We start from the raw sequence: 16768 nt of genomic DNA, 5'->3' as shown, positions 1-16768 counted from the left end.
GTCCAGCCGGGGGCGGCCTTCGGGGACGTCGCGGGCGATCCAGTGCCGCACCATGGCGATGCCCAGGACCCCCACCGGGATGTTGATCAGGAAGATCCAGTGCCAGGATGCATACGTGACCAGGAAACCGCCGACAGGCGGGCCGATGACTGGCCCCAGCAGGGCGGGAATGGTCAGGAAGGCCATGGCCTTGAGCAGTTCGGCCTTGGGGATGCGGCGCAGCAGGATGATGCGCCCCACGGGCACCATCATGGCACCGGCAGCGCCCTGGACGACCCGCGCGGCCACCAGCTGGCCCAGCGTGCCGCTGGCCGCGCAGGCGATGGAACTCAGGGTGAACAGCGCAATGGCCGCCAGGAATACGGCGCGTGCGCCGAACCGATCCGCTGCCCAGCCGCTGATGGGCACGAACACTGCCGTTGCTAGCAGGTAGGCGGTGATGGTGACGTTCATGCGCACCACGGTGGTGCCGAAATCCAGCGCCATGGCCGGCAGGGCGGTGGCAACGACAGTGGAGTCCAGCATCTGCATGAACAGCGCGCAGCCCACGATGAATGGGATCATTCGGATTTCGCGGGACGGGGCGGCGGGCGGGGCTTCGGGCATGAACAGGCTGGGACGGGGCCGAGTGCAGTAAACTTGGGCCCATCGGTCATGAAGATCGGCTATGGCACTATTATGGCAAACAACTTCACCTCTGAACTGACGCAGTTCCTGAACCAGTACAAAGCGGACCACCCTGACACGGATGCGCGCCAATTCGCCGGCCGCGCCCGCCTGTGGGACAAGGAACTGGATCCGGAACAACAGGAAGGCTTCCGGGCCGCCCGTGTGCCCCAGGATCCCTACGTCTACTACCAGAAAGCTTGATCGGGGTCATGCCGCCCCGGCCGCCCGATCCCGGGCTGGACGCTTTGATGGCGCCTGCGGAAGACAGCACCCCCGACGTGGTCGACCACGTCGCTTTGGCGCGCCTGTACGGCGAGCCCCTGTTTTCCATTCCCCAGGATCTCTACATCCCGCCCGATGCGCTCGAGGTCTTTCTGGAGGCCTTTGAAGGCCCCCTGGACTTGCTGCTCTATCTGATCCGCAAACAGAATTTCAACGTGCTCGACATCCCCATGGCCGAGGTCACCGCCCAGTACCTGGCCTATGTCGAACAGGTGCGGCAGTCGAATCTGGAACTGGCGGGCGAATATCTGTTGATGGCGGCGCTGCTCATCGAGATCAAGTCGCGCATGCTGCTGCCGGTGCGTCAGTCCGACAGCGGCGAAGAGCCCGAAGATCCGCGCGCCGAACTGGTGCGCCGCCTGCTCGAATACGAGCGCATGAAACTGGCCGCCCGGCGGCTGGACGACATGCCGCGCGTGGGGCGGGATTTTCTGGTGGCCCATGCCACCGCCGATGTCGAGGTCGCGCGGCTGTTGCCGGACGTCTCGGCAGACGATCTGCGCGAAGCCTGGGCGGCGATCATGCAGCGGGCACGCCTGAACGCCAGCCATCGCATCACCCGCGAACAGCTGTCCGTGCGCGACCACATGAGCCACATCCTGCGCCGTCTGTCGGACGTGCGCTTCATGGAATTCACCGAACTGTTCCTGGAGCGCGTTCGCATGGGCGAACCGGCGGCCGTCATTGTGGTCCATTTCCTGGCGCTGCTGGAACTGGCCCGCGAGGCCCTGCTGGAAATTACCCAGGCGGCACCGTATGCGCCGCTGTACGTCAGACTGTCCTACACGCGTTCGGCCTGAGGCCGGATGCCGGAGAATCCCCCGTGAAAGTCGTCCATTCCATCGAGGCTTTGCGCGATCAGCTGCGCGGGCAGTTGCGCGTCGCCTTTGTGCCCACGATGGGCAATCTGCATGCCGCGCATCTGTCGTTGATGCGGCTGGCGCGTCAGCATGGCGATCCCGTGGTTGCCAGTATTTTCGTCAATCGGCTGCAATTCGGCCCGAACGAGGACTTCGACCGCTATCCCCGCACGCTGGCCGAAGATATTGCCAAGCTCGAAGCCGAGCGTGATGTCTATGTGCTGTTTGCGCCTGACGAGCGAGAACTGTATCCGGAACCGCAGAACTTCCGCATCCAGCCTGCCGAATCCCTGGGCAAGATCCTGGAAGGCGAGTTCCGGCCCGATTTCTTCATGGGCGTCAGCACCGTGGTGCTGAAGCTGTTTTCCTGTGTCCAGCCGCGCGTGGCCGTGTTCGGCAAAAAGGATTACCAGCAGCTGATGGTGGTGCGTGCCATGTGCCGCCAGTTCCAGCTGCCCGTGGAAATCATCGCTCACGAAACCGTGCGTGACGAAGATGGCCTGGCGCTGTCCTCCCGCAACCGCTATCTCAGTGCCCAGGAACGGGCCGAAGCCCCCAATCTGTATGGCCTGTTGCAGCGGGTGCGCGACCAGATTCAAATCGGATCGGACGTGGCGGCAGTAGAAGCCCAGGCCATGCAGACGCTGCGTGAGCGCGGCTGGGACCCTGATTACGTTGCGGTGCGTCGCCAGCGCGATCTGATGTCGCCCACCGAGCAGGAAGTCCAAGAGGGCGAACCGTTGGTCGTGCTGGCGGCTGCGCGTCTGGGCGCCACCCGCCTGATCGACAATCTGGAATTCCACAAACTGGATTTCCAGGGCGTGACAAGCTGTCAGAATTGACAGGTGCGCTTCCCAGGCAGGTCATGCAGAATCCCCCTTGCGTTTGACAATGAACAGGGGGGATTTCCATGTTGGAAAGCGACTCGACCCAAGAATACCAGGATGCCCAGGATGCCTCTCTGGGCTGCCTGACGGCCCGTGAACGGGAAGTAGCGGACTATCTCACGCAGGGGCGGTCCAGCAAATACATTGCCGTTGAACTCGGGGTTACGCAGCGCACGATCGAAGCCCATCGGGCACGGATATTCCGAAAACTGCGCGTGCGCAATGCAGTCGAATTGACGCGGTATTGCCTGTCTTTTCGTGCCGGGGATTCAGGCACCGGTACTGGGGATTCCTGCACAGGGGATTCCGGCATGGCATCCCCTGTGCATGGAACTGCCCCGGCAGCCAGAATCAGCGTGCGGCGCAAGCTTCGGCTGGGTGCGCGGCCAGTTCATCGATGGGGTCGATATCCGCCTGGCGGGTCAGGCGCGATTCCAGCAAGGGCACCTGGCCGTCCAGCCGGGTCAGGCGCAGAACATTCGACTGGATGAATTCCAGCGTGGCGCGGGCATGGTCGCCGGTTTGCAGCACGATGCCGGCGGGCTCGGTCGACACCAGATGCCAGCAGCCCATGGATACAGTGGGGGTGCTGTCGTCCAGGGGCGTGCTGCGGGCGCGCCATTGGCCATCGGGGGCCAGCGTCAGGGTCATGCGGCGTGCCGGGCAGGCCTGCTGACCCGCCGGGCATGCGATGGTGCCCAGATAGGTGCGGGTTTCGGCCAGTTCCCGGGGCAGGGTTGCGCCGGAGACCTGCTGGGTGGCCGGCCCGCCAGTGCTTGCCGCGTTGGTGGGGGTGCCATTTCCGGGCGTCGGGCTTTTCTGGTTGTCTGCGCCGAATCCGAATTGCAACTGCGTGGGTGCAACCGTGCTGGCATCGCCCTGGGCCCGATGCCGGGCATCGGATGTCGTGTCGCCGCGCGGAATGTCATAGAAGCCAGGTTCGCGCTGCTGGGCGCAGGCGGCCAGCAGGGCCAGCAGCGCCAGGCTGAGCAGGCGGGAAATCGAAAGAAACAGGGCGCGCGGCATGGTCATGGCGGACAGGATCGTGAAGTCGCCATTCTACGCATTTGCAGGAGGCTTGGCGATGGGGTGTGGGACGCTGGCCGGATGGGTGGTGGACGGGTGGTTTCAGGGGGCGGCGTATTTTCCAGGCGCGGCGGCGCAGGATGTGGCGGGCTGGGGAGTGTGTGGCCTGGCTGCGGTTGCGGGGGGATGGGCGGGTGTCTGGCTGGGGCCCTGGGTCGAAGCCTATGCCTCTCGGCTGGACGCGGGCGCGCCTGCTACGGCGCGCACCCTGTGGGGTGCAGCGGCAGTCTCGTTGCGGCCAGGGTCAGAGCGGCGGGTTCGGGATAGCGTGGCCGCCGTGCTGCTGGGCCTGGCCGCAGGGCTGCTGGCTGCTGGCGGCGGGTTTGGGTTTGTGCCATTGCTGATCGGCCTGGCTGCATTGGCCTGGATCGATGTGCGCACCGGCCTTTTGCCGGACGCGCTCACCTTGCCGTTGATGGTGGCCGGCTGGCTGCTGGGGTGCCAAGATCTGGTGCCTGCCGTGGGCGCATCTGTTCTGGTCTGGGTCGCGCTGGCCTGGGTGGCCCGGCTGTATTGCCGCCTGCGCGGGCAGGATGGTTTCGGGGGTGGCGACGTGAAATGCCTGGCTGTGCTGGCCGGTTGGCTCGGCCTGGAAGCCGCCATCGGGATTCTCTGGGTGGCCAGTCTCCTGGGGCTGTTCTGGGGGCTGGGGCAGCGTGGCGGCTGGCGGCAGCCGTATCCCTTCGGGCCGTGCATCGCCCTGGCGGCGTGGGCCTGGATGCTGATCCCACAGGCGATGGGGCTTGCGGTACAGTCGTGATTCCGAATCATCATGCGGGGATGTCATGTTTTCCATCGGCCTGACCGGGGGCATTGGCTCGGGCAAGTCCAAGGTGGCCGAATGGCTGGCCGAATGGGGGGCTTCGGTCATCGATACAGATCAGATCGCGCATGCGTTGACGGCACCGGGCGGCGCCGCGATCGAACCGTTGCGGGCGATGTTCGGCGCCGCATCGATCGGGCCGGATGGCGCCCTGGACCGGGGCTGGATGCGCGAACGCGCTTTCGCCGACCCGGCTGTGCGGCGGCAGCTTGAATCCGTGCTCCACCCCCTGATCGACCTGGCCGTGCGCCGCCAGGCCGAACGGGCCCAGGGGGGCTATCTGGTGTTCGTCGTGCCGCTGCTGGTGGAATCCGGTCGCTGGCGTGATCGGGTGGACCGGATCTGCGTGGTCGATTGCGACCCCGCAACCCAGATGGACCGGGTGCAGGCACGCAGTGGGCTGACGCGCGCCACCATTGAGCGTATCATGTCCGCTCAGGCATCCAGGGCGGACCGCTTGGCGGTGGCCGACGATGTCATCGTCAATGATGGCTCGACCGATCTGGATACGCTGTATCGGCGCGTGCTCCAGCTGCACCAGGACTGGAATGCCTGCGCGTCTCGATCGGTCAATGGACGCACCACTCATGGATAGGGCCTTTTGCGAGTGATTCTGTACGAGTACCCCTGCAATGAACGTGTACGTACCCTGCTGAGGGTCGAATATCTGTTCGACCGTCTGTTCTTTTTCGCCCGGGGCGAAGACGCCCATTGTCACCAGATCGCCATGACCACGCTGTTCGATCTGCTGGACATCTGCGAACGCGCCGACGTACGCACGGCGGTTCTGCAGGACCTGGACCGCCATCGCTCTGCCTTGTCGGCCCTGCGTGAACACCCAGGCGTGGACGGCGTCACGCTGGACAAGCTCCTGGCAGAAATCCAGGCCGTGTCGGCGGCGTTGTCCGGCCAGGGCCGCATCGGCCAGTGCCTGCGCGACAACGAATGGCTCGCCAGCCTGCGCGGGCGGATCACGGTGCCTGGCGGGTCTTCGCCGGTTGACATGCCCTCCTATTATTCCTGGCAGCTGAAACCCGCTGATACGCGTATCGCCGATCTGCGTGGCTGGATTGCGCCACTGATGCCGCTGCATCAGGCCATGGCCCTGATCCTGCAGCTGCTGCGCGATGCTGGGGATGCTCGCGATCAGATGGCAGGCCAGGGGGCCTACCAGGAAATGCTGGGCGGCAAGTCTTTCCAGCTGCTGCGCGTCTGGGTCGACCCGGCCCTGCACGTCTTCCCCGAAATCAGCGCCAACAAATACGTCATCTGGGTGCGTTTTTCTGCCCAGGACAATGAACTCAAGCCCCAACCGGTCGGCCGCGATGTCGCTTTTCGCCTGGCCCGCTGCAATCTGTAGGTCCTCGTCATGATCAACACCACGACGCGGCCTGCCTGGACGCGCCGCAGGATTCTGGTGTGGGCAGCGGCCCTTGGCCTGCTGGCGCTCGTCCTGTGGGGCGTCTGGCGAGGCGGGGCGGGAGGTCCGGGTGGTTCCGGCGCATCCAGATTCCAGATGGGTGGGTTGACGACGCCGGTATCGGTGGCACCGGTCGAGCCTGGCCGCATCGATCGTACGCTGCGGGCGCTGGGAACGGTCACGCCGCTGGCGACGGTCACCATCCGTGCGCGCGTGGACGGCCCGCTGCAGTCGGTGGCTTTTACCGATGGCCAGTCCGTGCGGGCCGGTGATGTGCTGGCCGTGATCGATCCCGAACCTTTTCGCGTCCAGCTGGACCGGGCCCTGGGCCAGCAGATGCAGCATGCCGCCCAGCTGGATCAGGCGCGCCGCGACCTGGCCCGGTACGAACAGCTGTTCAAGCAGGATTCGGTGGCGCGCCAGCAGCTGGATGCTGCCCGCGCCCAGGTGCGTGAACTCCAGGGGCAGGCGAAAGCAGACCAGGCGGCGGTAGACGATGCCCGCCTGCAGCTGGGCTATACCGAGATCCGTGCGCCGATTGATGGCCGCCTGGGTTTGCGCAAGGTCGATGTGGGCAACATGATCCGGGTTTCCGACACCGATGGCCTGGTGGTGCTGACGCAGAGCCGGCCAATTGACGTGGTCTTTTCCATTCCCCAGACACGCTTGCAGGCGTTGCTCGAAGCGCGCCGCAGCACGCCTGACCTGCAGGTGCGCCTGTTCAGTGATGTTGCCGGGGCAACGCTGGCCACCGGGACGCTGGTGGCGGTGGACAATCAGATCGACGTGGCCACGGGCACAGTCCGGCTCAAGGCCCGTTTCGACAATACGGACGAAACCCTGTTTCCCAATCAGTTCGTCCAGGTCCACCTGCGCCTGGGCGTGCAGGATGGGCTGACGCTGCCCCTGCGGGCGGTGCAGCGCGGCTCGCAAGGCGAATACGTCTATCGGGTGGATGCCGAACACAAGGCACGGGTCGTGCCGGTCGTCACCGGGGTGGATGACGGCGAGCGGGTCGTGATCGAATCCGGCTTGCAGGCGGGCGAGCGGGTCGTGGTCGAAGGCACGGACCGCCTGCGCGATGGCAGCGCGGTCGAAATCATTGCGCCCGGGGCCGAAGACGCCGCCCAGGGCCCGGGGTCGTGAACCTGTCGCGGCTGTTCATTCTGCGGCCGATTGCCACGGCCCTGGCCATGGTCGCGCTGGCGCTGGCGGGACTGCTGGCCTACCGCGAACTCCCGGTGTCGGCGCTGCCCCAGGTCGATTTCCCCACGATTCAGGTCACCACCTTGTACCCAGGGGCCGGGCCGGATGTCATGACCGCGCTGGTGACTTCACCGCTGGAGCGCCAGTTCGGGCAGATGCCGGGGCTGTCGCAGATGCTGTCCACCAGTTCTGGCGGCTCGTCGCGCATCACCTTGCGTTTCGACCTGGGCCTGCCGCTGGATGTGGCCGAACAGGAAGTGCAGGCCGCCATCAACGCGGCTTCGAATCTGTTGCCCCCGGACATGCCCTCGCCGCCGACCTACAGCAAGGTCAATCCAGCGGATGCGCCGGTGATGACCCTGGCGGTGACGTCACCCACGTTGCCCTTGCCGCAGGTGCGCGACCTGATCGAAGTGCGCGTGGCGCAGAAACTGTCCCAGATCAGCGGGGTTGGACTGGTCAGCGTGACGGGGGGGCAGCGTCCGGCAGTGCGCATCCAGGTCGATCCTCAGGCCCTGGCCGCGCATCAGCTGACGCTGGCGGACGTGCGCAAGGCCGTCACCCAAGCCAACGTCAATCAGCCCAAGGGCCACCTGGATGGCCCGCAGCGATCGATCACCATCAGCGTCAATGACCAGCTCAAGGATCCGGCCGAATACGAGCGCCTGATCCTGGCCTACGAAAATGGCGCGCCCTTGCGTCTGGGGGATGTGGCGCAGGTGCGCCGCGCGGCGGAAAACCGCGACCAGGCCGCCTGGTTCGGCCGCACGCCGGCCATTCTGTTGAACATCCAGCGCCAGCCCGGCGCCAATGTGATCGAAGTGGTCGATCGTGTCCAGGCACTGTTGCCCGGCCTGCGGGCCACCTTGCCGACTGGTGTGGATCTGCAGGTGGCGGCGGATCGCACGCGCACGATCCGCGATTCGGTCGCCCATGTGCAGATCGAGATGCTGCTGGCCATCGTCCTGGTGGTGGCGGTGACCTTCGTGTTCCTGCGGACCTGGCGGGCCACGCTGATTCCCGGTGTGGTCGTGCCCTTGTCCCTGGTCGGGACTTTCGCCCTGATGGCCTTGCTGGGCTACAGTATCAACAACCTGACCCTGATGGCTCTGACCATTGCGACCGGTTTCGTGGTGGACGATGCCATCGTCATGGTCGAGAACATCGCCCGCCATATCGAGCAAGGCGAGACGCCGCTGGCCGCCGCGTTGCGCGGGTCCAGGCAGATCGGCTTCACGCTGGTGTCCTTGACCCTGTCGCTGATCGCGGTGCTGATTCCGCTGCTGTTCATGGGGGACGTGGTCGGGCGGCTGTTCCGCGAATTCGCCGTCACGCTGGCCGTGGCCATCCTGCTGTCGCTGCTGATTTCCCTGACACTGACGCCCATGATGTGTGCGCGCATGCTGGGGCCGAGGCAGGCCGCAGGACAGTCTGCTGCGGACCGTCCTGCGTCTGGCGAGCCGGACCGCCCGGCAGGCCGCGACGTGGTGGCTGGTCGATCCGGGCAGCGTGAAGAACGCTGGATGGACCGGCTGATCGCCGCGTATGACCGGGGCTTGCAATGGGTCCTGGCGCATCAACGCGCAACCCTGTGGGCCGTGGTGGCGACGCTGTTCGTGACGGCGGGTCTGTACGCCGCCATTCCCAAGGGATTTTTCCCGCAGCAGGACACCGGGGCCTTGCTGGCCATCACCCAGGGGCCGCAGTCGGCCTCGTTCCAGGCCATGCATCGTCTGCAGCAGCAGGCTGTCGAGCGGGTGCTGGCCGATCCGGCGGTGGATTCGGTGGCGTCCTTCATCGGGATCGATGGGGACAATGTCACGTTGAACACGGGGCGCCTGCAGATTGCCCTCAAACCCTTGGCCCTGCGCGAGGATCGGGCGGGCGCCGTGATCGAGCGCCTGCAGGCGGCCCTGGACCCGATCGTGGGGCTGCAGACCTGGTTGCAGCCGGTGCAGGAACTGTCGGTCGAGGACCAGGTCAGTCGTGCCGAATTCCAGATGACGCTGTCCAGCCCCGATGACACCGCGCTGGGTGTGTGGGCCCCCCGGCTGGTGGATGCCTTGCGCGCGCTGCCGGAACTACGCGATGTGGCCGGGGATCTGCAGGACCGTGGCCTGGCGTTGTCCGTCGTGGTGAACCGGGATGCAGCGGCCCGGCTGGGCGTGACCCAGGCATCGATCGACGACGCCTTGTACGATGCGTTCGGCCAGCGGCTGATTTCCACGATCTACACACAGTCGGCCCAGTACCGGGTGGTACTGGAGGCGGGCGCGGCCCTGCTGGACGGCGGTCCTGCGGCGCTGGAGCACCTGCATGTGCCGACGGCTTCGGGTGGGGTCACGCCGTTGTCCAGCGTAGCCCGGTTCGAGCCGGGGCTGGCGCGCCTGGCCGTGCAGCGCCTGGACCAATTCCCTGCCGTGACGGTCTCGTTCAGTCTGGCGCCGGAGGCCGCGTTGTCCGATGCGGTCCGGGCCATTGAATCGGCGCGCGTGGCGCTGGGTGTGCCGGATTCGATCGAGGTTCGTCTTCAGGGCGCGGCCCAGGCATTCCAGGCGTCACTGTCAAGCACGCTGTGGCTGCTGCTGGCAGCCGTGGTGACCATGTATATCGTGCTGGGCGTGCTGTACGAAAGCCTGATCCATCCGATTACCATCCTGTCCACTCTGCCTTCGGCTGCCATCGGGGCGTTGCTGGCGCTATGGCTGGGCGGGGTGGAACTCGACATGATTGGCGTCATCGGCATCATTTTGCTGATCGGGATCGTCAAGAAAAATGCCATTCTGATGATTGATTTCGCATTGGATGCCCAGCGCGAGCGTGGCCTGGGGCCACAGGCAGCGATCCGCGAAGCAGCCCTGTTGCGTTTCCGGCCGATTCTGATGACGACCCTGGCGGCCTTCTTCAGTGCCATTCCGCTGATGCTGGCGTCGGGTTCGGGGGCTGAACTGCGCCAGCCGCTGGGTCTGGCCATGGTGGGCGGGCTGTTGTGCAGCCAGGTGCTGACGCTGTTCACGACCCCCGTCATCTATCTGCTGTTCGAGCGCCTGGGCCGGCGACGGGCGGCGGGTCGCTGACATGCGGTTTTTTGCCCTGTTCCTGCGCCGGCCCGTGGGCACCTGTCTGCTGTCCCTGGCGCTGGTGCTGGCTGGGGCGCTGGCGCTGCGATTCCTGCCGGTGGCGCCGCTGCCGCAGCTGGATTTTCCGATGATTACGGTCTCGGCCTCGTTGCCGGGTGCCAGTCCCGAGACCATGGCGTCCAGTGTGGCCATGCCGCTGGAACAGTCGCTGGGCGCGATTGCCGGCCTGAACAGCATGAGCTCGCGCAGCAGCGAAGGGCAGACCACCATTTCGCTGATGTTCGAACTGGATCGCGACATCAACAGTGCCGCGCGTGATGTCCAGGCGGCCATCAATGCCGCGCGCCCCATGCTGCCGTCGGGCATGCGCGACAATCCGACCTATCGCAAGGTGAATTCCTCGTCCTCGCCCATCATGACGCTGGCGCTGACTTCGGATACCGCCACGCGCGGCGAACTCTACGATCTGGCGTCCACCGTGCTGGCGCAGAAACTGGCGCAGGTCAATGGCGTGGGGCAGGTGACTGTGGGGGGCAGTTCGCTGCCCGCCGTGCGGGTGCTGGTGGATCCGAGGGCGCTTGAATCCATGGGGATCCCCCTGGACCGTGTGCGCCGGGTCCTGCAGGACATGAACACGATGCAGCCTGGTGGGCTGGTGCGGCGTGGCGACACCCAGTGGCAGATCCGTTCCGACGCGCAGCTGCGTACGGCGGCGGAATATGCCGCCCTGATCCTGGAATGGCGTGATGGCCGCCCGGTGCGGTTGAGCGACGTGGCGCGGATCGAGGACTCGGTCGAGGATACGAACCAGGTCGGTTATTTCAACGACCAGCCCGCCGTGCTGATGATCATTCGCCGGCAGGCCGATGCCAACATCATCGAGACGGTCGATGCCATTCGCGGCCTGCTGCCGGCGTTCCAGGCCCTGCTGCCGTCGCAGGTGCGCCTGACTGTGGCCCAGGACCGCACGCCCAGCATCCGGGCTTCGCTGTTCGAGGCCGAACTGACCCTGGTGCTGTCGGTCGTGCTGGTAGTGGCGGTGGTGCTGGTCTTTCTGGGCAACTGGCGCGCGGCCCTGATCCCGGCAGTCGCCGTGCCGGCGTCGCTGATCAGCGCCTTCAGCCTGATGTGGTGGTTCGGTTTCACTCTGAACACGATTTCCCTGATGGCCCTGATCGTGGCCACCGGTTTCGTCGTGGATGACGCCATTGTGGTGCTGGAGAACATCATGCGCCACATGGAACGCGGCATGCGGCCCGCGCGCGCCGCCTTGCGTGGCGTGACCGAGGTCGGCTTCACCGTGCTGGCTATGAGCCTGTCGCTGATCGCAGTCTTCATCCCCCTGTGGCTGGTGGGCGGCCTGGTGGGGCGGCTGTTCAAGGAATTCGCCGTGACCCTGTCGGTGGCCATCATCGTGTCGCTGCTGGTGTCCGTGACGCTGACCCCAGTCATGGCGGCGCGCCTGCTGCGCGCGCAGTCCGGACACGAGCCGCCGCCCCGGGGCCTGCTGCGCCGCTGGCTGCACCGTTGCGGTCAGGCCTGCGAGGCTGCCTATCGGCGCTCGCTTGGCTGGTCGCTGGACCACGGGCGCATCGTCCTGCTGCTGTTGCTGGCAACGGTGGGCCTGAATGTCTACCTGTACGCCAGCATCCCCAAGGGGTTTTTTCCGCAGCAGGATACGGGCCAGCTGATGGGTTTTTTCCGCGTCGATACCGGCACGTCCTTTGACGAGACCCAGGCCCGGTTGGACGCATTTCGCCGTGTGCTGCTGGCAGACCCGGCCGTGGACACGGTGACCGCCTATGCCGGCGGTCGGGGTGGCAGCAATTCCAGTTTCATCCAGATCCAGCTCAAGCCCCTGGATCAGCGCACGGCCAGTGCCAACGAGGTCGTCAACCGCCTGCGGCCGCACTTCGAGCACACGCCCGGCGCGCGCATGTTCCTGGTACCCCAGCAGGACATCTTCGTGGGCCATTCTTCGCGGTCCGGTTCCTATACCTATGTGCTGATGGGCAGCGACCTGGACTTGTTGAGCGCCTGGCTGCCGCGCGTGCGCAACGCACTGGCGGCCCTGCCTGAACTGGTTGACGTGGACAATGACGTCGAGGACAAGGGGCGCCGGGTGGAACTGGTTGTCGATCGGGATGCCGCCCGGCGGCTGGGGGTACAGATGGCGGATCTGGCGGGGGTACTGAACAACGCGTTCAGCCAGCGCTACGCTGCTGTCCTGTACGGCACCCTGAACCAATATCACGTCGTCATGGCGGTGCAGCCTCAGTATGCCCGGGACCTGCATTCGCTGCGGGCCTTGCAGGTGCTCAATGGTGCGGGCGAGCGTATCCCCCTGACCGCGTTCACTCGGATTTCCGAGGGCACCGCGCCGCGCACGGTCAATCACGAGGGTCTGCTGGCCGCCGATTCAGTGGCGTTTGGCCTGGCGCCCGGGGTGTCCCTGGGCCAGGCGCTGGCGGCCATCGACCAGGCCGTGGCGCGCATTGGCCTGCCGACACAGGAACTGCAGGGGGGGCTGGACCAGAGCGCCGCCATGATGCGCGATGCCGTGGCGCAGCAGCCCTGGATGCTGGTGGCGGCGCTGGTGGCCATGTACCTGGTGCTGGGCATGCTGTACGAGAGCACGATTCATCCTGTGACGATCCTGTCCACGCTGCCTTCAGCCGGGGTGGGGGCGTTGCTGGCCCTGCGGCTGGCCGGCATGGAATTCACCCTGATTGCGCTGATCGGCGTGTTTCTGTTGATCGGCATCGTCAAGAAGAACGCCATCATGATGGTGGATTTTGCCCTGCAGGCGCGACGCCGCGAGGGTCTGGACCCGCGCGAGGCCATCTACCGCGCCTGCCTGGCGCGCCTGCGGCCGATCCTGATGACCACCTTGTCGGCCATGCTGGGCGCATTGCCGCTGTTGCTGGCCACAGGCGCGGGGGTGGAAATGCGCCGTCCTCTGGGGCTGACGATCCTGGGCGGCCTGTTGGTCAGCCAGGTGCTCACGCTCTACACTACGCCCGTCGTCTATCTGAGCCTGGATCGCCTGCGTGGATCGCGCCGCCCCATGTCCCCTTCGTCGCTACAAGCGCCTGTCTCCCATGGCTGACCCGGTGTTCTCGCGTCATGGTGTGGATGCGGCGCAGCTGCCGCGGGGTGGGCGGCCTGCCCGCCGTGTTGTGCGGGCGCTGTTGTCCAGCGTGGTGGTGCTGGCCCTGGCGGGCTGCGCTGTCGGCCCCGATTACCAGCGCCCCGTCCAGGATGTCGGGGTGGCCTATGCCAACGCGCCGGAAGGCCGCTGGATTCCGGCCGATACCCCGCCGCGTGCACTGCCCGCCGACTGGTGGGCATTGTTTGGCGACGAGGTGCTGGACAGCCTGATGGAACGGATGCCCCATGGGAATCTGGACCTGGCCCGGGCCGAGGCCCAGTTCCGCGAAGCCCGCGCTGCGCTGTCATCGGCCCGGGCGGGCCTGTTGCCGACCTTGGGCGCGGCGGGCTCCATGAGCCGGGCCGGGCAGGGCGAGTCCCGGACCGGCAATCCTGCCAATACGTACAGCACATCGGTGACGGTTCGTTGGGAAGCCGATCTGTGGGGCCGTGTGCGGCGTGACGTCGAGGCCGCGCGCGCCGGCCAGCAGGCCAGTGCCGCAGACCTGGCTGCCATGCGCCTGAGTCTGCAGTCCACCTTGGCGCAGGCCTATTTCGGGGTGCGGGCCAGCCAGTTGCAGGACGCCTTGCTGGGTCGCACCCTGGACGAATACGCGCGTGCGCTGGAGATGACCCGCAACCGGCTGGCGGCTGGCGTGGCGTCTCCGGCCGATGTGGCAGCCGCTTCTGCGCAACTGGACCAGACCCGCGCCCAGCGCATCCGTCTGGGCTGGCAGCGTGCGCAGCAGATTCATGCGATTGCCGTGTTGCTGGGCCAAGTACCGGCAAGCTTTCACATGGCCGCAGGCGCCGATCTGCCAGATGTGCCCGAGGTGCCGGTCGGTGTGCCCTCGGCGCTGTTGCTGCGCCGCCCCGACGTGGCCGGTGCCGAGCGCCGGGTCGCGCAGGCCAATGCGCGCATTGGTGTGGCGCAGGCGGCCTGGTTCCCTGAACTGACCCTCAGTGCCCAGGGGGGCTACCAGGCGGCAGAATTTGCCTCCTGGCTGACGGCGCCCGCGCGGTTCTGGACCCTGGGGCCGGCCCTGGCCATGAGCCTGTTCGACGGTGGTGCCCGTGCGGCTGCCGTGGCTTCAGCACGCGCGGCCTATGATGCCCAGGCGGCGGCCTACCGCAAGACCGTGCTGGATGCCCTGCGCGAGGTCGAAGATGCCCTGGTGCAATCGCAGGCGCTGGTCGCGGAACAGGCTGCCCGGGATCGGGCGCTGGCGGCGGCCCGCGAAACCCTGCGCCAGGTCACCAATCAGTATCGGGCCGGGCTGGTGGATTATTTGAGCGTGGTTCAGGCGCAAACCAGCGCCCTGAGCGCGGAACAGGCCGCCCTGGACGTGCGCGCCGAACGCTTGACGACTTCGACGAAGCTGATCGCCGCGTTGGGTGGCGGCTATGCGTTCGATTGAGTCGTTCCGTCGATCAGTTGACCCCGGATGGCGGCGATGCCGTGTGCGCCATGCCGGCGCGCCGCATCCAGTGTGGCCAGAGACTGGCCGCCGATGGCGAAGACCGGCCGGCCCGCAGTGTCCGCCAGGGTGCGGAACCGGTCCCAGCCCAGGGCCGGAAGATCCGGGTGGCTGGCCGTGTCCAGTGCGTGCCCCAGCACCACGAAATCGGCCTGGAGTTGGCGGGCGCATTCAATGTCTGCTGCTGTATGGGCGGACACCCCCAGCCAGCCTGGGGGCCGCGTGTCGTCCTGCAGGATGCGCGCCGCGTCCGTTGCGCGCAATTGCACGCCGTCGGCCTCTGGCCACCAGGCGGCGGGATGGGCACTGTTGATCAGGCACCGCGCACCGTGCTGGCGGCACAGGGCCAGTACGGCCCGGAAGGCCTTGTGCAGTGATTCCGGATCGCCTTGCCAGTCCGGTTCGCGGAATTGCACCAGTCGCAGGCCGCGCAGCAGTTCCTGGCGCAGGTCGGCCAACCAACCGGACAACTGGCCGGGATGACCGATCCGGCTGATGCGGTAGTGCATCGGCAGGCGCAGCCAGCGCAGCGGTGGCGCGGCGGCCGGCAGCAACGAACCGCCGCCTGGGCCGATCGGGTGCTCGGATTCGTCCAGGCGGATTTCCCAAGGATCCACCCAGTCCAGCGCCTGGTTTTCGCGGCCATGCGGTTCGCCTTGCCAGGCCGTGACCTGGCAGAAGGCCAGTTCGACGATGGTCTTGGGATATTCGTGGACATGCACGACCCAGGGATAGACGCAGGTCGCCTGGATGCCCAGTTCTTCGTCCAGTTCACGCGCCAGCGCCTGCTCGACGGTTTCGCCGGCCTCGATCTTGCCGCCGGGGAATTCCCACCAGCCGGGCCAGGCCTTGCCTTCCGGGCGCTGCCCCAGCAGCAGCCGGCCCCGTGGATCAATGATCAGGCCAGCGGCCACGCGGATGTAGGGTTTGGGATTGGCCATGGCAGATTCAGACATGGCGGGCTGCCCAGTCGCGGGCGAACTGGCGCGCTACCCGGCCGGACCGGGATCCGCGTTCCAGCGCCCATTGCAGGGCTTCGGTGCGCGCGTCCCCGACCTGGGTTTCGTTGCAGCCGTGGGCCCGCAGCCAGTGGCCGACGATGTCCAGATAGTCGTCCTGGGCAAAGGGGTAGAACGACAGCCACAGGCCGAAGCGTTCGGACAGGGAAATCTTTTCCTCGACGGTCTCGCCGGGGTGGATTTCGCCGTCGGGCTGGTGCTGGGCTTCCAGGTTTTCGCGCATGTATTCCGGCATCAGGTGGCGCCGGTTCGAGGTGGCGTAGATCAGTAGATTGTCGCCCGGCGAGGCGACCGAGCCGTCCAGGGCGGATTTCAGTGCTTTGTAGCTGGCCTCGCCTTCTTCGAAGGACAGGTCGTCGCAGAACACGATATAGCGTTCCGGGCGGCCGTGAATGAGTTCGATGATCTGGCCCAGATCCCCCAGGTCGGACTTGTCGATCTCGATCAGGCGCAGGCCCCGGTCCGCGTAGGCGTCGAGCAGAGCCCGCACCAGGGAACTCTTGCCCGTGCCGCGTGCGCCGGTCATCAGGACGTTGTTGGCCGGCCGCCCGTCCAGGAAGGCCAGGGTGTTGCGTTCGAGGATGGCCTTCTGCCGGTCGACGTGATGCAGGTCCTGCAGGTGGATGGGGGCGATGCGGCGGACGGCTTCGAGCCAGCCGCGCGCGCCCCGGCGCTGCCAGCGGTAGGCATGAGCGGTCCAGTCGATGGCGGGCGGCGCAGGGGGCAGCCAGGCCTCCAGCTGGGCCAGCACGCCCATCGCTTGGCTGATCAGGGCCTGCAGGCGGTCGTCGGCCACGGGATGGTTCAT

General features: G+C 66.5%; 14 protein-coding genes and 1 pseudogene. 11 read left to right on the top strand and 4 right to left on the bottom strand.

Annotated features, from left to right (window positions below):
• The coding region (locus tag RBR29_RS02370; protein WP_320346853.1) for an MFS transporter at positions 1-564 on the bottom strand (564 nt) is incomplete at its 3' end.
• 114 nt (positions 565-678) lie between these two features.
• Here RBR29_RS02370 and RBR29_RS02365 point away from each other — a divergent pair.
• The 4 genes and pseudogenes from RBR29_RS02365 to RBR29_RS02350 form a co-directional block, all read left to right on the top strand.
• Positions 679-870: a DUF3460 family protein gene (locus RBR29_RS02365; protein ID WP_320346851.1), complete on the top strand. Its 192-nt coding sequence runs from the start codon at positions 679-681 to the stop codon at positions 868-870.
• Between the two features lie 8 nt (positions 871-878).
• Positions 879-1751, top strand: a complete 873-nt coding sequence (locus RBR29_RS02360; protein ID WP_320346849.1) for a ScpA family protein — start codon at positions 879-881, stop codon at positions 1749-1751.
• A 23-nt stretch (positions 1752-1774) separates the two neighbouring features.
• Positions 1775-2653 carry a pantoate--beta-alanine ligase gene (gene panC, locus RBR29_RS02355; protein ID WP_320346847.1) on the top strand — a complete coding sequence of 293 codons (879 nt, stop codon included), beginning with the start codon at positions 1775-1777 and terminating at the stop codon, positions 2651-2653.
• 68 nt (positions 2654-2721) lie between these two features.
• A pseudogene (locus tag RBR29_RS02350) lies at positions 2722-2931 on the top strand (LuxR C-terminal-related transcriptional regulator); the annotation flags it as partial.
• 118 nt (positions 2932-3049) lie between these two features.
• Here the strand turns inward: RBR29_RS02350 and RBR29_RS02345 are convergent.
• The gene (locus tag RBR29_RS02345; protein ID WP_320346845.1) at positions 3050-3730 is read right to left on the bottom strand and encodes a hypothetical protein; all 681 of its coding nucleotides are present in this window, start codon (positions 3728-3730) and stop codon (positions 3050-3052) included.
• A gap of 52 nt (positions 3731-3782) precedes the next feature.
• Between RBR29_RS02345 and RBR29_RS02340 the strand changes: the two genes are divergently transcribed.
• The 7 genes from RBR29_RS02340 to RBR29_RS02310 are packed head-to-tail and all read left to right on the top strand — an operon-like array spanning position 3783 to position 14881.
• Complete coding sequence (locus tag RBR29_RS02340) at positions 3783-4544, top strand: A24 family peptidase (protein WP_320346843.1); 762 nt, start codon at positions 3783-3785, stop codon at positions 4542-4544.
• Positions 4545-4569: 25 nt separating this feature from the next.
• Positions 4570-5202, top strand: coding sequence for a dephospho-CoA kinase (gene coaE, locus RBR29_RS02335; RefSeq protein ID WP_320346841.1), 633 nt, complete (start codon positions 4570-4572; stop codon positions 5200-5202).
• Positions 5203-5214: 12 nt separating this feature from the next.
• Entirely contained in the window at positions 5215-5967 is a 753-nt protein-coding gene (gene zapD / locus RBR29_RS02330; RefSeq protein WP_320346857.1) for a cell division protein ZapD, read from the top strand.
• 9 nt (positions 5968-5976) lie between these two features.
• The gene (locus RBR29_RS02325) at positions 5977-7173 is read left to right on the top strand and encodes an efflux RND transporter periplasmic adaptor subunit (protein ID WP_320346839.1); all 1197 of its coding nucleotides are present in this window, start codon (positions 5977-5979) and stop codon (positions 7171-7173) included.
• Complete coding sequence (locus RBR29_RS02320) at positions 7170-10310, top strand: efflux RND transporter permease subunit (RefSeq protein ID WP_320346837.1); 3141 nt, start codon at positions 7170-7172, stop codon at positions 10308-10310. Before RBR29_RS02325 ends, RBR29_RS02320 begins: the two co-directional genes overlap by 4 nt.
• Before the next feature lies 1 nt (position 10311).
• Entirely contained in the window at positions 10312-13422 is a 3111-nt protein-coding gene (locus tag RBR29_RS02315) for an efflux RND transporter permease subunit (protein WP_320346835.1), read from the top strand.
• Positions 13415-14881 carry an efflux transporter outer membrane subunit gene (locus RBR29_RS02310; RefSeq protein ID WP_320346833.1) on the top strand — a complete coding sequence of 489 codons (1467 nt, stop codon included), beginning with the start codon at positions 13415-13417 and terminating at the stop codon, positions 14879-14881. Before RBR29_RS02315 ends, RBR29_RS02310 begins: the two co-directional genes overlap by 8 nt.
• On the opposite strand, the gene RBR29_RS02305 is transcribed toward RBR29_RS02310, so the two are convergent.
• Positions 14866-15897: a Nudix family hydrolase gene (locus RBR29_RS02305; protein WP_320346831.1), complete on the bottom strand. Its 1032-nt coding sequence runs from the start codon at positions 15895-15897 to the stop codon at positions 14866-14868. The genes RBR29_RS02310 and RBR29_RS02305 overlap by 16 nt on opposite strands.
• Positions 15890-16768, bottom strand: coding sequence for an ATP-binding protein (locus tag RBR29_RS02300; protein ID WP_320346829.1), 879 nt, complete (start codon positions 16766-16768; stop codon positions 15890-15892). The genes RBR29_RS02305 and RBR29_RS02300 overlap by 8 nt, the downstream gene beginning before the upstream one ends.

Origin of the sequence: Castellaniella sp. (assembly GCF_034007085.1) — a bacterium.
Taxonomy (GTDB): domain Bacteria; phylum Pseudomonadota; class Gammaproteobacteria; order Burkholderiales; family Burkholderiaceae_B; genus Castellaniella.
Note: the sequence above shows the minus strand (reverse complement) of the source record. Positions and strands in the feature narration are given on the sequence as shown.

What these genes read in the sequence shown, in the direction of transcription:
- RBR29_RS02360 (WP_320346849.1), top strand. Translation starts at nt 879, where the DNA reads ATGCCGCCCCGGCCGCCCGATCCCGGGCTGGACGCTTTGATGGCGCCT.
- RBR29_RS02300 (WP_320346829.1), bottom strand. Translation starts at nt 16,768, where the DNA reads ATGAACCATCCCGTGGCCGACGACCGCCTGCAGGCCCTGATCAGCCAA.
- coaE (WP_320346841.1), top strand. Translation starts at nt 4,570, where the DNA reads ATGTTTTCCATCGGCCTGACCGGGGGCATTGGCTCGGGCAAGTCCAAG.
- RBR29_RS02305 (WP_320346831.1), bottom strand. Translation starts at nt 15,897, where the DNA reads ATGTCTGAATCTGCCATGGCCAATCCCAAACCCTACATCCGCGTGGCC.
- RBR29_RS02340 (WP_320346843.1), top strand. Translation starts at nt 3,783, where the DNA reads ATGGGGTGTGGGACGCTGGCCGGATGGGTGGTGGACGGGTGGTTTCAG.
- RBR29_RS02365 (WP_320346851.1), top strand. Translation starts at nt 679, where the DNA reads ATGGCAAACAACTTCACCTCTGAACTGACGCAGTTCCTGAACCAGTAC.
- RBR29_RS02325 (WP_320346839.1), top strand. Translation starts at nt 5,977, where the DNA reads ATGATCAACACCACGACGCGGCCTGCCTGGACGCGCCGCAGGATTCTG.
- RBR29_RS02345 (WP_320346845.1), bottom strand. Translation starts at nt 3,730, where the DNA reads ATGACCATGCCGCGCGCCCTGTTTCTTTCGATTTCCCGCCTGCTCAGC.
- RBR29_RS02310 (WP_320346833.1), top strand. Translation starts at nt 13,415, where the DNA reads ATGGCTGACCCGGTGTTCTCGCGTCATGGTGTGGATGCGGCGCAGCTG.
- RBR29_RS02315 (WP_320346835.1), top strand. Translation starts at nt 10,312, where the DNA reads ATGCGGTTTTTTGCCCTGTTCCTGCGCCGGCCCGTGGGCACCTGTCTG.